The sequence below is a fragment of the Pseudoselenomonas ruminantium genome, assembly GCF_900142515.1.
Classification (GTDB): Bacteria; Bacillota; Negativicutes; order Selenomonadales; family Selenomonadaceae; genus Selenomonas_A; species Selenomonas_A ruminantium_D.
In genome coordinates, this window is record NZ_FRBC01000044.1 from 1 (window position 1) to 13902 (window position 13902).

Below are 13902 nucleotides of genomic sequence, written 5' to 3' on the forward strand. Positions count from 1 at the left end.
GTCGCGTTCCAGCGTAAGCTGACCGATAGTTCTTAGCATCTGGTCATTCTTTTTCTTCAGGTCGTCCTCCTTCCTCTGAACGGCCTTACGCTCAGAGTCTGCTCCAAAGGCGAGATGGGCATTCTGTAGGAACTCCTGCTTCCATTTTCTGACCATGTTTGGATTCAGGCCGTTTTCAGAGCAGATTACATTGAATTCCTTGTCACCTTGAAGAATCGACAGGACGATCTTGGTCTTGAATTCAGCAGTGTACTTTTTTCTTGGCATGATGGCAACCTCCAATTTTCGTTACCTATACTATATCATGCACTCTTAAAATTTTCAGTACTGGTCTGAATTCATGGGCCCATTATAGTTGGTATTGATGCGGATAAGATGGAAAATCTGCGACAGATGTACCTTTCTCAGGATATTCCAAATGCTATGATGTATGATGCTCAGACCTCAATTTATGATATTGCCATGACAACGTATCATCCACTGATGCTGAAGGAGCACTTCCGCTGTGTACCGGAAATCATTGGTTACAGTAACTGGCTTTCGTATGATGGGAAAATACTGCCATTGAGATCGGCCAGCAGCAGCAATTTATTGCCTGCTGTAGTGAACTATCGTGTGGCAGATGGTATGCGCAGTGGAAAAAGTAAAATCAATGAACCGGAGGCAAAAGCTATCGTTGCTTTGATGAAGGCTTGTATAGAGCAGCCTGAGTATGATGGAAAGACCTTTGGCGTCATTTCCCTTTTGGGTGCAGATCAAGCCAGGTTAATCGAAAAACTCATTAGTCAGGATGAAGATATTGATGCCAGGGAAAGAGAAGAAAGACGTATCCTCTGTGGTGATTCCTCTAATTTTCAAGGCGATGAACGAGATGTTATCTTTTTAAGTATGGTAGATAGTCCAACAGATCCTGCGGCGCCACTGTCTCTTCAGGGATTTGGCGTTCAAGATTCCACTCGTAAGCGTTACAATGTAGCTGCTAGCCGTGCTAGAGATCAGCTTTGGGTAATCAATTCATTAGACCATAATGTGAATCTTAAAGCAGGAGACATTCGTAAAGGATTGATTGAATATGCGCTGGATCCCAATAATTTGGTAGTTCAGAAGGACGCTGTAACTTCGTTGGCAGATTCCGAGTTTGAAATCCAGGTTGTAATGGCTTTGAAAACTCGTGGATATCATATTGTACAGCAATGGGAAGTCGGCGCTTATCGAATTGATATGGTTGCTGTTTATGGTGATAAAAAGGTTGCCATTGAATGTGATGGAGACCGATATCATAGCTCTCCAGCTCAAGTTCGTAATGATATGGAACGGCAGACTATCTTGGAGCGTATTGGCTGGACATTTGTACGCATCCGTGGAAGTGAATATTTCAGACAGCCGGATAAGACGATAGAGCGTGTTGTGGTAGAGCTGGATTCTTTAGGCATACAACCTGAATCCATGGAGAGAGTATTCTCTGATGCTGAAAAAAGGACAGGGCTTTTGGAGCGGGTAAAGCATAGAGCCGTGCTTTTCTTACATCCGGAATTAGAAACGGAAAAAGATACTGCTATTAATGGTATGGAAAAAGACGCATCTATTGCAGAGAATAACGATGCACGTAAAGAAGCTACACTGATGATAAAGGCTGTCGAGCTAAATGACGTATCACCATATAAATCTGAGGAATCAACGCCAAAAGTATCCTATGATGATCAAAGTCAGGCTTCGGTCAGAATTGTTGCAGAGAAAAATAGTGAAGTATATGCTCAGACAAGCTTGTTCTCAAGTGTATCGGAACAGTATCCTGTAAGCTTGCAAGACGCAGCTAAGTTGTTAATAAGCTACAAGTATCAAGTAATTGATAAGAGTCATGATATGAATGTGTTGTGGGTAATAACAACAAAAGATGCAGATGCTGATTTAGCAAAGATTTTAGGCGAACAGTACACCATTACATGGAATAAACGTGGGATGATACAGACGGATAATAAATCTTTTTTTAGTATAAGGAGCAAATAACTATGCCAAAAGAGAAAAGTGAATTGAAATTTGAAATAGCAAACGAATTAGGCATTATTTCGGAGGGAACAAAAGGTTGGAGATTTGAATTTAATCGAGTGATTTGGAATGGAAGAGATCCCAAGTATGATATCCGTAATTGGGGGCCTAATCATGAGAAATTGGGCAAGGGAGTAACTTTATCGGAAGAAGAACTAAGGAAACTAAAAGAGCTTATCGATAACGAAATACTTTTATTGGATGAAGAATAAAATATCCTGAATATAGGGAAAACCTTGCTTTAACGGTAAGCCAATATGATGTTTGTCTAGTGGGAAAAAGATATTTTGCATACTTTTTCCCACATAATGGGTATGACACAGTCCAAAGAGGAATCACCTGTTATGACAAAGGAGCGAACTTATGGGGCAAGGGGCTGAGGGAGAGTATGCGTAGGATAATCCAGCGGTGGCTATAGCTTACAATGAACTGCCAGTTTCAATCTTTGGGAAGGGGGGAGGGGCTGAATGAATATGCATGAAATATGTGCATTGCCTTTTGTCGTAGGTGAGGCAGGTATTTAGACGGTGAAGATTGAATTATACAATCGAGAGATGAAATTCAAAAGTGTACAAGAGGATAGGAGTGTGGTGGATATGGTGGATTTGTTTCGCATGAGCGCAAAAAAGGCTTTACCGCTGGTATGTATGCTATGTTTTACGGCCTCCACAACGATGGCAGAAGAAAAGGTGATTCCCTATCCGGCTGGGCTTGATACGGTTACAGAAGGTGCTTCATCTGCTCCAGCGGAAATCAATCATAAGGATTCACCGTATTTTACAGACCTGGATTTCTACGACATGGAAAGTATCCCGGGACGCCGTATTGTACTTTCCCACTATAAGACCTATCAACAGGCAAGAGAGTATACCTGTGGCCCTGCCGCTGCCTTGACCGTGCTTTATTGGTATGGAAACAAGGATTATGATGAAATGAGCCTGGCAAAGGCCATGAAAACCCAGGGGTATCCGATTGGTACCGGGCTTAAAAATATGGTTGAATTCTTTAAATCAATCGGCTGGGAGGTGCGCAGCAGCCTGAACAGCGATAAACTTAGCCGCTATGAGGATTTCCGTACCTTTATCCTGGAATCGCTGGCTCATGGGAAACCGGTACTGGTGGAAAATATAGAGTGGGGCGGTCATTGGCGGACTATTATTGGCTATGACAACATGGGAACGAAGTCAATGCTGGATGATATGCTTATTTTTGCAGATCCTTACGATACTTGTGACCATAAACAGGACGGATATACCGCTGGCAATGCTACAAAATTCTACTCCATGTGGTTTGATCATTCCATGCTGCCTAAGAAGGAGCGCTATCAACCTTGGATTATAGCTTATCCGAAGGACGCTGATACTGTAGGAAAATAGGGGGATTGATTATGAATAAGATGAAAAGAATATGGTTCTATGTATTCCTGGTTTGCCTGTTGATTGTGCCCAATTATACTGTCGCATCTACGGGGGCAACGAATACGGATGGTGGTATGTATGTTGTCAACTGTGAAAGCTGGATAAGCCTTCGGGCATATGCATCTACAGATGCTCCCGTCATCGCGAAGATACCACTTGGAGATATGGTGAATATTATTGATGACAATGATCCCTGCTATCAAAAGATGATATTTGCCCATGTCCGCTATCATGGGAATACGGGTTATGCATTATACAGCTATCTGACTCCTCATTGCATGTTATACCGTGTGGCCAACTGTAACGAGTGGATAAACCTGCGTTCAGCACCGTCCGCGGATGCAGCGGTGATTACCCGTATTCCGCTAGGGGAATACGTTCGCTTTGTCAAAGCAGGCAGCAACGGGTACTACTATGTTTACTACAAAGGAAATCTGGGTTATGCACTGGCTGAGTATCTTTCATAAGTCGTGAAACTGGTGGTTTCCTTAGCGTGCAATATACAGCTAGAGGCGTAGTGAAATACTAATAGCAAAAATAAAGCCATCAATAAGGCAGATATCTCAATCTGTGCTTATTGATGGCTTTTGCTATCTGATAACGGTTAATCTTACTGTTCTACTTCAGCATCGTCTGCGGTATATTCCTCCAGGGAGTTTTCCCGCACCTGGATGCAGATGAAGCTGATGCCTTCATTGGCAGCTGCCGAGAATTGACGCCGCGCAGCTGGGGCAATGCGCAGCCAATCGCCAGCTGCGAGTTCTACGGTCTGCCCGTCAATCACAGCTGTGCCCTTACCGGCCGTGACGAAGTAAATCTCCTCGTTTTTCTTGTGGTAGTGCACAAAAGGAACACCAGCACCAGCGGGCAGGTTGTTGACGCTGATCTCTGCCCCCGTCAGGTTCAATTTGTCATGCAGTTCAGTTCTTGCATCGCTTGCCACAGTGATTTTGTTAAAATTTGCCATTTGATTTTCCTCCTAAAATTATGCTAATCACAACGTTGTGAGAGCGTTGATTATTATGTCATGTTTGCAGGCGGCGTGATGAGGTATCGTCAGTTATTATGCTTTAACCACGCTAATGCGTTCGCCGATATGGCTTCCCTTGGTGGCTTCGTCAATCATGGCGATGGCGTAGTCGGCGTAGCTGATTACGCTTTCCCCGGCAGGGTTCAGGGTCAGTTCCTCGCTGCCAAGGATATATTTGCCAGTACGCTCGCCCTCGGCCTGGAAATCGCAAGCGGGACTGATATACGTCCACTTCACATCTTTGCGTTCACGCAATTCGCCAAGAGCCTAGTGGCAAGGGGCTTGAACATATCCGGGAAATTGGGGGCATCGGAAACACAGACGGTATGTTCTTTGTTCACATACAGGCTTCCGGCACCGCCAACTATCAAAAGGCGGGTGTCCGTGCTGCTCAGAATGTCGCAAAGGTGCTTCAGGGACTTGCTGTGCAGGGGGAGTGCTTCTTCAGCCCAGGCACCAAAGGCGTCAACTACCACATCAAAGCCCTTGAGGTCTTCTATCGTTAGGTCGAACAGGTCTTTGGAAATTGTCTTGGTGGCAACGGACTTGTTTTCACCGCGAACTACAGCCGTAACATCAAGACCACGGTCTACGGCCTCCTTGACGATGAGTTTGCCGGACTTACCATTTGCACAAACAACAGCGATATTCATTTTGCATTCCTCCATTAAATTTGAGTTGTAATAATCTTACTTACAATGGGATAATAACACCGTTGGGATGTAATGTCAATAGTTACAACAAAAGTTTTTTTATATTTTTAAGAGGCTTTTGTAGACTGCCAAGTCCTCATCCTTGAACACGTTGAAGATAACCTTCAAATCGCTGCCGGAAGAGGCAAGCCAGTGGCTGACAGTATTCAGGGCGATTTGTGCTGCTTCCTCGCGGGGATAGTGGAATTCACCTGTGGAGATACAGCAGAAGGCAATGCTTTTGAGTTGGTGCTGGGCAGCAAGTTTCAGACAGGAACGATAGCAGGAGGCCAGAAGCTCGGCTTCTGCTACGTTGGGCTGGCGGTTAGCTGGGATGATGGGGCCTACGGTATGAAGGACAAATTTGCTGGGCAGGTTATAGGCGGGAGTAATTTTTGCCTGACCTGTAGGTTCAGGCTGCCCCTGCTGTTCCATCAGTTGGGCACAAGCTTCTCGCAGCTGCAAGCCCGCTGCCGAGTGGATGGCGTTGTCGATGCAGCCATGGCAGGGAGCAAAACACCCCAGCATGGCACTGTTGGCCGCATTGACGATGCCGTCTGCGGCCAAACGGGTAATATCGCCCTGCCAGAGAATCAGATTATGGGCTGGTGCACCTTGGGGCGTGATATCTTTGGAAGTTTCATCTGCTATGTTGGGCAGTTCATTAGGCTTTACCACACCTTTGATAGTTGCTTCCTGTTGCAACAGGATGTCCTGTTCTCGCAGAAAGTCAGCGGTTATGGGACCGGGGGGCCGCAGGTTCATCAGGGAACGCAGCAACCGTCTTTGGGTGTGAATTTCGTCTGGAAAAGTTGCGGCATCTGCCTTATACTGGGGCATTTCCTCCAGTAGTATCGTATTGAGGTATTGGATTCTTTCTAAGGTATTCATGGCGTTTCCCTTCTTTCGCGTAGGAGTTCATGCAGGACAGAGGCAATATCATCATCCATGAGAATGCTTTGTCTCTTGATTTCATGGGGAGAGCCAGCCTCCCCTTTATTGAGGCAGATGTATGTGGCCTGAGGATTGGCCGCCGTCATTTTCCAGAAAGGGAATTTAATGATGCCGGGAGTGTTCATGCCCACGCCCAGCTCCAGATAAAGGATGGAGCCTGTCTGATGCTTGCTCAGGAAATCATGGTAACGTGCGGCAGCAGCGTGCCAGCCCTCATCTTCCACAAATGAAGCATCTGCCCGCAGGTTCATTTCCATTTCCTCCCCGCATACGGGGCAATGGGGCACAAGCTCCGTGGGGATTTTCATATTCCGCTGTTCCTTTATCATGCGGCGGACGGTGTCCTCATTGTCATAGGTTTGGTGATGGCAAGGTGTCTGGCACTGCCAGAGGCCGTAGTCTCCCTGGGTATAGAACAGCCGCTGCTTGTCGAAGCCGTTGTTCTGGAAAAGATGGTCTACGTTGGTGGTCAGGACAAAGTAGTCCTTGCCCTGCAGCAGCTGCAGCAAGGCTTTATGCACCGGACTTTCCGGCTGGTCATAGCGGTTGTAGTAGATATGACGGCTCCAATAGGCCCATTTTTCTTCTGGAGTTGGAAAGGGATAGAACCCCGCTGAATACATATCCCCGAAATGGTATTTCCCGATAAAGTCGGCAAAGTGCTGGTGGAATCGTTTGCCGCTGTAGGTGTAACCGGCAGCAGTGCTGAAGCCGGAACCGGCACCTACGAGAATGGCTTCGGCATTTTCTATGGCTGTTTTCAGCCTTATGATAGCAGCAGACATACGCTCATCTCCTTGATTTTGTTGACCTTTTAAAATGGATGTAATATAATATGTTACAACGATTATATACAATGACTGTTGTAATGTCAATAGATACAACGACTTTTAGGAGGATTTTTCATGCAGTTTTCGTTTCGTCTGCCGATAGCGACACATATATTGCTTTGTATCGAGCGGTTCAAGGATGAGTACAAGACCACTTCCACCTTTTTGGCCAGCAGTGTCAATGTGAACCCGGTCATTATTCGGAAAACATTGGGCCAGCTCAAAGCCGCTGGCCTGGTGGATGTGGCAGCAGGTGTCGGTGGGGCAAAACTCACAAAAAGCCCGCAAGACATCACGTTGTGGGATGTCTTCCAGGCTGTGGAAGAGGACGAGGATCTATTTCATTTTCAGGAGAATCCCAATCCAAAGTGCCCGGTGGGCAGGAATATCCATGGAGTGCTAGGGGATAGGCTCGAAGAGGTCAGACAGCACATGTTGGCCGATTTCAAGAAAGTTACCATTGCCGATTTATTGGCGTCTATCGAGGCGAAAGAAGCGGCAGAGTGAGAAATTATGCATGACATCTGGAATCCATGGCATGGCTGCAGGAAAATCAGTCCTGGCTGTGCCAATTGCTATATGTATACGCTGGATAAGCAAAGAGGGAAGGACGGTTCCGTCATTTATCGCACGGACAATTTTGCCTACCCTTTGCAGAAAGACCGCTATGGCAGCTATAAGGTAAAGAGCGGCGAACTTATCCGGGTTTGCATGACTTCGGATTTTTTTCTGGAAGAGGCGGACAAATGGCGGGACGAGGCCTGGGAAATCATGCGGCAGAGGTCGGATGTCATTTTCTATCTGCTGACCAAGAGACCGGAACGGGTGGCGGACTGTCTGCCCCGGGACTTTGGCAGCGGCTGGGAAAATATCTGGTTCAATGTCACCTGTGAGAATCAGCAAATGGCCGATAGAAGGCTGCCGCTGCTCAGGGATTTGCCCTTCAAGCACAAAGGCGTGATGTGTGCTCCCTTGATTGGTGGCGTAAGCCTGAAGCCATATCTGGAGGAGGGCTTTATCGAGCAGGTTATCTGCGGCGGCGAGAACTATGAAGGGTCACGGCCTTGCAACTTTGATTGGGTGCTAGCTTTGCATGAAGAGTGCCAGGAAGCCAATGTATCCTTTTCCTTCATTGAAATCGGCTCAGATTTTATTAAAGACGGCAAGCATTATCGCTTGTATAGCAAGCAGAAACAGGCGGAGCAGGCCTTTAAGGCTGGGCTGAATTTCAGGGGCAAGCCCATGCATTTTGACCTGCGATATGCCATTGGCATTCCGGTGACAGCAGAGGATTGCTATCGAGCAGCCTATGACGGTCCGCATTGCCATGCCTGCGGCAGCAGATTGATATGCAATGGATGCAGCCATTGCGGCAAGTGCGGGAATTAACTGTACAAGTAGAAGAAGCAGAATAGGAGCAAAATAAATGATTACCATATCGGAATTAAAGACAGGCGTTATCTTTGGTGACAATAACACCTGCGAATATGTTTATATGCCCGCCAGTGAAATCGGCGTGGAAGATCCCCTGTGCGTTTACGAAAACAATGGGCAGCGGTCTGATGTAGACTTATCGGAAGCCCTGCGGCTCATTCGGGTGCGGGCCTTGCGGCAGGTAAAGCATCCGGTTTTGGGAAGCAGTTCCTGCTGATGCGGTGCGAAAGGGAAATTGATGAGAATATATTACAAAAAAGCATAGAAATACATTACATATAAGTATTGGTAATGTACGAGCATAGCCATTATAATGAAATCAGTTAAGGAAAGAGGCCGTGTAGAGCGATAGAAAGGAAATGGCTATGAAAATACTTATGGGCAAAAAGCAGAAGATGCTGCTGGCGGCGGTTATGGCTGGGATGATGTCCTTTGGCCTTATGGGAGACGGCGCAGAGGCGGCAGACAAAGGAGCGGCAGGCATGAAGAGTGCAGAGGTCAAAAGCGACAGAATGATCAAGGTCGAAAAATTGCAGCTCACCCAGGAGTGGGACAAGGTATTCCCCAAGAGCGACAAAGTTGAACATCGCAAGGTGACTTTCGTGAACCGTTATGGCATTACGCTGGCGGCGGATATGTATGTGCCCCGGAATCGCAAAGGCAAGCTGCCTGCTATCGCGGTCAGCGGTCCCTTTGGTGCTGTCAAGGAGCAGTCTTCTGGCCTTTATGCTCAGGAAATGGCCGAGCGGGGGTATCTCACCATTGCCTTTGACCCGTCATTTACCGGGGAAAGCGGCGGCCAGCCCCGCTATGTGGCTTCGCCGGACATCAACACCGAAGATTTTTCAGCGGCGGTGGATTTCCTCTCTACCCAGGAGAATGTGGATAAAGACCGCATCGGCATCATCGGTATCTGCGGCTGGGGCGGCATGGCTATCAATGCTGCGGCCAATGATACCCGCATCAAGGCCACGGTGGCTTCCACTATGTACGATATGAGCCGGGTGATGGCCAATGGCTATTTCGATAAGGATAAGGACGAAGCGGCCTTGAAAAAGGAACGCTATGCCAATCGTGAAGCCCTGAATGCCCAGCGTACAGAGGATTATAAAAACGGTTTCTACAAGAATGCTGGCGGCGTGCCGGATGTTTTGCCCGATGATGCTCCCTGGTTTGTGAAGGATTACTACACCTATTACAAGACGGAGCGCGGCTACCATCCCCGTTCCCTGAACTCCAATGGCGGCTGGAACCAGACTACAGCACTTTCGTTCATGAATATGCCGATTCTTTCCTATGCAGATGAAATCAAGAGTGCCGTAATGGTGCTTCATGGGGAGAAGGCTCATTCCCGCTATTTTGGTGAGGATGCTTTCAAGAAACTGAAGGGGGACAACAAGGAACTGGTAATCGTCCCCGGTGCATCCCATATCGATCTTTACGATAACAAAGCCAAAATCCCCTTTGACAAGTTAGCAGCCTTCTTTCAGGCTAACTTGAAATAATCCCCAATTTCCCCATGACAAAAACTTCCCCAAAAGGAATCCCCCTGCAAAGATTTAGGTTTGCGGGGGGATATTTTGCGTCAGAGGGTAAATCTTTCCTGCAGTGCCGCCAGGAATGCTTGGGAGGCTTTGGAAAAGACGGCATTTTTCTTCCAGGCGATTGAGGGCTCGGCAAAAATGGCAGGCTCCAGAGGGCGTGTGCAGAGATTGGTGCCCGTGGTGTTGATGAGTTCATCAAAGGAGATGGCGTAGCCCATGCCCTCTTTGACCATCAGGGTGGCATTGTAGAGCAGGGTGTAGGAACCGGCGATGTTTAGTTCGGCCAGAGGCTTTTGCAGCCAATTCAGCAGTTCATCGCCATGGGTACTGGCCGAAAGAGTCTGCCGGGAGAAAAGCAAAGGGCGGTGCCATAAATCCTCTGACCGGATGGTATCTTGTTGCGCCAGTTCATCATCTGCGCGCAAGAACAGCACCCAGCGGTCGCGGACAGGCAGGGGCAGTTCCTGATATTTAGCCGGGTCCAGCTTGCCGTAGACAAAGGCAAAGTCAATCAGGCCGCGGTCAAGTCGTGTCATGGTGGTGCTGCCGTCACCGGTAACGATATGAAAACGCAGGCCGGGATGTTTTTGGCGCAAACGCTGGGCTACTTCCATGATCTGTCCGAAATGTATGGATTCTCCGGCCCCAATACGGATATCGCCGCTGATTTCTGCATTGCGCAATAGTTCTCCGGTGGTCTTGTCCACCAGCGAAAGGATTTCCTCTGCCCGGCGGCGCAGCAGCTGCCCGTCTTCCGTAAGCAGGATGCGCCGTGGCTCACGGACCAGCAGCTGTTTGCCAAACTCGTCTTCCAAATCTTTTAGCTGACGGGATAACGTAGGCTGGGACAGATGCAGCTTTTCCGCTGCCCGGGAAAAGCTCTCTTCCTGTGCCACGGTGAGAAAGTATTTGAGAACCCGCAGTTCCATGATATTCAACTCCTTGGTCTGAATTTGACTCTATAATACTATGAAAATCTATTACTGTAAAGCATAGGTAATGATTATGTATAAGTATTGGTATTGCATATGTGGAGAATTTATAATGGGATTGAAAGGACGTGAACTTATGGAGAAGGAAAAAGGGATAAACAAACAGCTGCTTCTGCTTATCATGGCCACTGGTGTTTTTAGTATCCTGAATACGGAAATGGGCTTTATCGGCATTCTGCCTTATATTGCCGAAAACTATCAGGTGACGGTGGTGCAGGCAGGCTGGCTCATCAGTCTCTTTGCGCTGGGAGTGGCCGTGGCGGGGCCAACGATGCCGCTACTTATGTCCCGCTTTAATCGCAAGTGGGTTATGGTCTTTATTTTGGGTCTGTTTACCGTTTGCAGTACGATTGCTGTCTTTGCCGAAAATTTCTATGTGCTTTTGGCCGTGCGGGTGCTGCCGGCGTTCTTCCATCCGGTTTACTGCGCTATGGCCTTTACGGTGGCGGCAGGGCTGGCAAAGACCGGTGAAGAGCCAAAGATGATTGCAAAAATCAATATGGGCGTAGCCGCCGGTATGGTGGCGGGGGTGCCCATCAGCAATTTTTTGGCGGAGCAGTTCAGTCTGGCGTTCTCGATGGCGTTTTTTGCTCTGGCCACCTGGCTGGTCATGTTGGCCACGTTATATTTTATGCCTTCGATGCCGGTCAAGGAACAGCTGGGCTATGGCGAGCAGCTTGCCGTGCTGAAAAAGCCCATGGTCTGGGCATCGATTGCGGCGGTGATTTTCCTTAATGGTTCGATTTTCGGTGTATTCAATTATCTGGCGGAGTATCTGGGTGTGGTTTCCGGTATTGCACCTTCCTTGATCAGTATATTGCTGTTAGTCTATGGTCTCTGCAATGTTGGCGGCAGTATGCTGGCGGGAAATCTGCTGACCGTGCGGCCGTTGATGGTGGTCAAAATCTTTCCGCTGGCGGTTGCGGTAATCTATATTGCCCTGCTGGGCGGTGGCAGCATTTGGCCGGTAATGGGACTTATAGTGGTACTCTGGGGAATCCTGGGGGGCATCAATGCCAATATCAATCAGTATTGGATTGCCAGTGCCGCCCCGGAAGCCCCGGACTTTGCCAATGGTCTCTTTCTGACGGCGGCCAATATGGGCTGCATGCTGGGGACAACGGTCAGCGGTCAGTTCATTGATGCCTGGGGGACGCAATATGTGGTGCTGGGCGGTTTGTTGTTCTGCCTGCTGGCGGCCTTGACGGTTTGGGTGCAGTGTTATCGTCAGCGCAGCAATCCGCAGCTGATGGTTCAGACTGAGCAGTAATAGATGATATTTTGTATGCTCTATAAGCATAGTGATGTATTTTTTATAAGTATTGGTAATTCAAAAACATAATCGCTATAATGAAATCAAGCTAAATGTTAAAAGATGTAAGTGATGTAAAGGAGAGAAACGAAATGATGAAGAAAATTGGCAAAAACAAGAAGATGGTTTTGGCAGCTTTGGTGGCAGGTGTGATGTCCTTTGGGATTATGGGGAGTGATGTGACGATGGCAGCAACACCGGCTAAAGCACTGGCAACAGCTTCGCAGATGCAGCGTTCTTCGATCAGCGAGCTGGACAATGACACCCGCGTATTCAAGATTGACAAGTCAATCGAAGCCAAGAATGTGAAGTTTGAAAACCGCTTTGGCTTTGAAGTGGCCGGCCATATGTATCTGCCCAAGGATTTTGATGCCAGCAGGAAATATAAGGCGGTCGTGATTACGGGACCATTTGGCGCGGTGAAGGAGCAGTCCTCCGGACTTTATGCACAGGAATTTGCCAAGCATGGTTATGTGGCCGTAGCCTTTGATCCTTCCACCACAGGTGAGAGCAGTGGCAGCCGCCGCAATATGGGCTCCCCGGAAATCTTCACGGAAGACTACCATGCCGCTGTGGATTTCGTTTCCAATCTGCAATTCGTGAACCCGGATCAGGTGGGGGCCATGGGCATCTGTGGTTTGTCCGGCATGGCCATCACTGCCGCTGGCAGCGACAGCCGCATCAAGGCCGTAGCAACCTCAGCTATGTATGATATGAGTGAAAGCATCAGCGACCATTATAATGGTGCTTACTACACGCCGGAACAGCGGGAGATCGTGAAACAGCATCTGGCTAAGATGCGTAATGAAGAGGCCAGAACGGGCAAGGCCATCCGTGGTGCACATGAATTGGGCGTAGATTCCAAGGGCAATGTGGAAACCTTTGATACCATGTTCCCGGATAAACTGCCTGCGGATGCCAGCCCTGTCATCAAGGATTTCTTTGGCTACTATGTAGGCCGTGCCTTCCATCCGCGCGCCATCAACTCCAATAAGCTGGCCTGGGATTCGGTAACCCCGTATGGCTTCTTTGACTTCAAGCTTATGAGCAATATTGATGAGTTGGGTAAGACGCCGGTCATGCTGATTACCGGGGACAAGGCGCATTCCAAGTATTTCTCCGACAATGTCTATGCCGCCATCAAAGGGGAGAAGGAAGAAATCGTCGTTCCTGGTGCTACCCATGTAGACCTTTATGACCAGATGGATAAGATTCCGTTTGACAAGCTGTTTGCCTTCTTTGATAAGAACCTGAAGTAAAAAGCAAGAAATGCCGCCCTGCGAAATCGTGCAAGAATTTGCTGGGCGGCATTTGTATTATATGGCTTGACTATGAGTATACTCCAAGTGATAGAGTAAAAGAGGATAATGTGTATGGAGGAGAGAATATGAGCAAGAAAGTAGTGATCATTTCCACGAGCCTGAGAAAGAACAGCAATTCTGAGGCATTGGCCAAGGCTTTTGCTGAAGGTGCCAGGGAGGCAGGACACGAGGTGGAGCAGATTACCCTGCGGGATAAGACTATAAATTTCTGCAAAGGCTGTCTGGCCTGCCAAAAGACCATGCAGTGTGTGATAAACGACGATGCCAATGCAATCACGGCTAAAATCGGTCAGGCGGATGTGGTCGTTCTGGCAACGCCGGTCTATTA

At 48.0% G+C, this 13902-nt stretch carries 18 protein-coding genes; 11 read left to right on the plus strand and 7 right to left on the minus strand.

Features of this window, described 5'->3' with window-relative positions:
* The coding region (locus BUB68_RS14390; protein ID WP_073092868.1) for a transposase at nucleotides 1–267 on the minus strand (267 nt) is incomplete at its 3' end.
* A gap of 108 nt (nucleotides 268–375) precedes the next feature.
* Here BUB68_RS14390 and BUB68_RS14395 point away from each other — a divergent pair.
* The 4 genes from BUB68_RS14395 to BUB68_RS14410 all read left to right on the plus strand — a co-directional run bounded on the left by BUB68_RS14395 (nucleotide 376) and on the right by BUB68_RS14410 (nucleotide 3931).
* Nucleotides 376–2007, plus strand: coding sequence for an AAA domain-containing protein (locus BUB68_RS14395; protein ID WP_073092872.1), 1632 nt, complete (start codon nucleotides 376–378; stop codon nucleotides 2005–2007).
* Nucleotides 2008–2009: 2 nt separating this feature from the next.
* On the plus strand, nucleotides 2010–2258 hold the full coding sequence (locus BUB68_RS14400; protein ID WP_073092875.1) for a YdbC family protein: 249 nt from the start codon (nucleotides 2010–2012) through the stop codon (nucleotides 2256–2258).
* Between the two features lie 384 nt (nucleotides 2259–2642).
* Nucleotides 2643–3422 (plus strand): C39 family peptidase, encoded by a 780-nt coding sequence (locus BUB68_RS14405; RefSeq protein WP_256626001.1) that lies wholly within the window; start codon nucleotides 2643–2645, stop codon nucleotides 3420–3422.
* Nucleotides 3423–3433: 11 nt separating this feature from the next.
* Entirely contained in the window at nucleotides 3434–3931 is a 498-nt protein-coding gene (locus BUB68_RS14410) for an SH3 domain-containing protein (protein ID WP_073092878.1), read from the plus strand.
* Nucleotides 3932–4074: 143 nt separating this feature from the next.
* Here BUB68_RS14410 and BUB68_RS14415 read toward each other — a convergent pair whose 3' ends face one another.
* The 5 genes from BUB68_RS14415 to BUB68_RS14430 form a co-directional block, all read right to left on the minus strand.
* A complete protein-coding gene (locus BUB68_RS14415; protein ID WP_073092882.1) occupies nucleotides 4075–4431 on the minus strand; it encodes a cupin domain-containing protein in 357 nt (118 codons plus the stop codon).
* A gap of 96 nt (nucleotides 4432–4527) precedes the next feature.
* Nucleotides 4528–4749, minus strand: coding sequence for an NAD(P)-dependent oxidoreductase (locus BUB68_RS15880; protein WP_371914878.1), 222 nt, complete (start codon nucleotides 4747–4749; stop codon nucleotides 4528–4530).
* Nucleotides 4728–5147 (minus strand): NAD(P)H-binding protein, encoded by a 420-nt coding sequence (locus BUB68_RS14420; protein WP_371914879.1) that lies wholly within the window; start codon nucleotides 5145–5147, stop codon nucleotides 4728–4730. The genes BUB68_RS15880 and BUB68_RS14420 overlap by 22 nt, the downstream gene beginning before the upstream one ends.
* A 99-nt stretch (nucleotides 5148–5246) precedes the next feature.
* Entirely contained in the window at nucleotides 5247–6077 is an 831-nt protein-coding gene (locus tag BUB68_RS14425; protein ID WP_073092885.1) for a protein-ADP-ribose hydrolase, read from the minus strand.
* A complete protein-coding gene (locus BUB68_RS14430; RefSeq protein WP_073092888.1) occupies nucleotides 6074–6925 on the minus strand; it encodes an SIR2 family NAD-dependent protein deacylase in 852 nt (283 codons plus the stop codon). Before BUB68_RS14430 ends, BUB68_RS14425 begins: the two co-directional genes overlap by 4 nt.
* A gap of 120 nt (nucleotides 6926–7045) precedes the next feature.
* On the opposite strand from BUB68_RS14430, the gene BUB68_RS14435 reads away from it, so the two are divergent.
* The 4 genes from BUB68_RS14435 (at nucleotide 7046) to BUB68_RS14450 (ending at nucleotide 9909) form a co-directional block, all read left to right on the plus strand.
* On the plus strand, nucleotides 7046–7477 hold the full coding sequence (locus BUB68_RS14435; RefSeq protein ID WP_073092890.1) for an Rrf2 family transcriptional regulator: 432 nt from the start codon (nucleotides 7046–7048) through the stop codon (nucleotides 7475–7477).
* Nucleotides 7478–7483: 6 nt separating this feature from the next.
* On the plus strand, nucleotides 7484–8359 hold the full coding sequence (locus tag BUB68_RS14440) for a DUF5131 family protein (RefSeq protein WP_081372026.1): 876 nt from the start codon (nucleotides 7484–7486) through the stop codon (nucleotides 8357–8359).
* Nucleotides 8360–8396: 37 nt separating this feature from the next.
* Nucleotides 8397–8621: a hypothetical protein gene (locus tag BUB68_RS14445; protein WP_073092893.1), complete on the plus strand. Its 225-nt coding sequence runs from the start codon at nucleotides 8397–8399 to the stop codon at nucleotides 8619–8621.
* A gap of 148 nt (nucleotides 8622–8769) precedes the next feature.
* Entirely contained in the window at nucleotides 8770–9909 is a 1140-nt protein-coding gene (locus tag BUB68_RS14450; RefSeq protein ID WP_073092896.1) for an alpha/beta hydrolase, read from the plus strand.
* An 80-nt stretch (nucleotides 9910–9989) separates the two neighbouring features.
* Here the strand turns inward: BUB68_RS14450 and BUB68_RS14455 are convergent, their stop codons facing one another.
* A complete protein-coding gene (locus BUB68_RS14455) occupies nucleotides 9990–10877 on the minus strand; it encodes a LysR family transcriptional regulator (protein WP_073092899.1) in 888 nt (295 codons plus the stop codon).
* 115 nt (nucleotides 10878–10992) lie between these two features.
* Between BUB68_RS14455 and BUB68_RS14460 the strand changes: the two genes are divergently transcribed.
* From BUB68_RS14460 to BUB68_RS14470, 3 genes are all read left to right on the plus strand, one after another.
* The gene (locus BUB68_RS14460; RefSeq protein WP_081372027.1) at nucleotides 10993–12210 is read left to right on the plus strand and encodes an MFS transporter; all 1218 of its coding nucleotides are present in this window, start codon (nucleotides 10993–10995) and stop codon (nucleotides 12208–12210) included.
* A 134-nt stretch (nucleotides 12211–12344) separates the two neighbouring features.
* The gene (locus BUB68_RS14465; protein WP_178139553.1) at nucleotides 12345–13511 is read left to right on the plus strand and encodes an alpha/beta hydrolase; all 1167 of its coding nucleotides are present in this window, start codon (nucleotides 12345–12347) and stop codon (nucleotides 13509–13511) included.
* 128 nt (nucleotides 13512–13639) lie between these two features.
* Nucleotides 13640–13902, plus strand: a 263-nt coding sequence (locus BUB68_RS14470; protein ID WP_143188185.1) for a flavodoxin family protein, incomplete at its 3' end; no start/stop codon positions are given.

What these genes read in the sequence shown, in the direction of transcription:
- BUB68_RS14410 (WP_073092878.1), top strand. Translation starts at nt 3,434, where the DNA reads ATGAATAAGATGAAAAGAATATGGTTCTATGTATTCCTGGTTTGCCTG.
- BUB68_RS14445 (WP_073092893.1), top strand. Translation starts at nt 8,397, where the DNA reads ATGATTACCATATCGGAATTAAAGACAGGCGTTATCTTTGGTGACAAT.
- BUB68_RS14450 (WP_073092896.1), top strand. Translation starts at nt 8,770, where the DNA reads ATGAAAATACTTATGGGCAAAAAGCAGAAGATGCTGCTGGCGGCGGTT.
- BUB68_RS14465 (WP_178139553.1), top strand. Translation starts at nt 12,345, where the DNA reads ATGATGAAGAAAATTGGCAAAAACAAGAAGATGGTTTTGGCAGCTTTG.
- BUB68_RS14455 (WP_073092899.1), bottom strand. Translation starts at nt 10,877, where the DNA reads ATGGAACTGCGGGTTCTCAAATACTTTCTCACCGTGGCACAGGAAGAG.
- BUB68_RS14420 (WP_371914879.1), bottom strand. Translation starts at nt 5,147, where the DNA reads ATGAATATCGCTGTTGTTTGTGCAAATGGTAAGTCCGGCAAACTCATC.
- BUB68_RS14415 (WP_073092882.1), bottom strand. Translation starts at nt 4,431, where the DNA reads ATGGCAAATTTTAACAAAATCACTGTGGCAAGCGATGCAAGAACTGAA.
- BUB68_RS14435 (WP_073092890.1), top strand. Translation starts at nt 7,046, where the DNA reads ATGCAGTTTTCGTTTCGTCTGCCGATAGCGACACATATATTGCTTTGT.
- BUB68_RS14400 (WP_073092875.1), top strand. Translation starts at nt 2,010, where the DNA reads ATGCCAAAAGAGAAAAGTGAATTGAAATTTGAAATAGCAAACGAATTA.
- BUB68_RS14430 (WP_073092888.1), bottom strand. Translation starts at nt 6,925, where the DNA reads ATGTCTGCTGCTATCATAAGGCTGAAAACAGCCATAGAAAATGCCGAA.
- BUB68_RS14395 (WP_073092872.1), top strand. Translation starts at nt 376, where the DNA reads ATGGAAAATCTGCGACAGATGTACCTTTCTCAGGATATTCCAAATGCT.
- BUB68_RS14440 (WP_081372026.1), top strand. Translation starts at nt 7,484, where the DNA reads ATGCATGACATCTGGAATCCATGGCATGGCTGCAGGAAAATCAGTCCT.
- BUB68_RS14460 (WP_081372027.1), top strand. Translation starts at nt 10,993, where the DNA reads ATGGGATTGAAAGGACGTGAACTTATGGAGAAGGAAAAAGGGATAAAC.
- BUB68_RS14405 (WP_256626001.1), top strand. Translation starts at nt 2,643, where the DNA reads ATGGTGGATTTGTTTCGCATGAGCGCAAAAAAGGCTTTACCGCTGGTA.
- BUB68_RS14425 (WP_073092885.1), bottom strand. Translation starts at nt 6,077, where the DNA reads ATGAATACCTTAGAAAGAATCCAATACCTCAATACGATACTACTGGAG.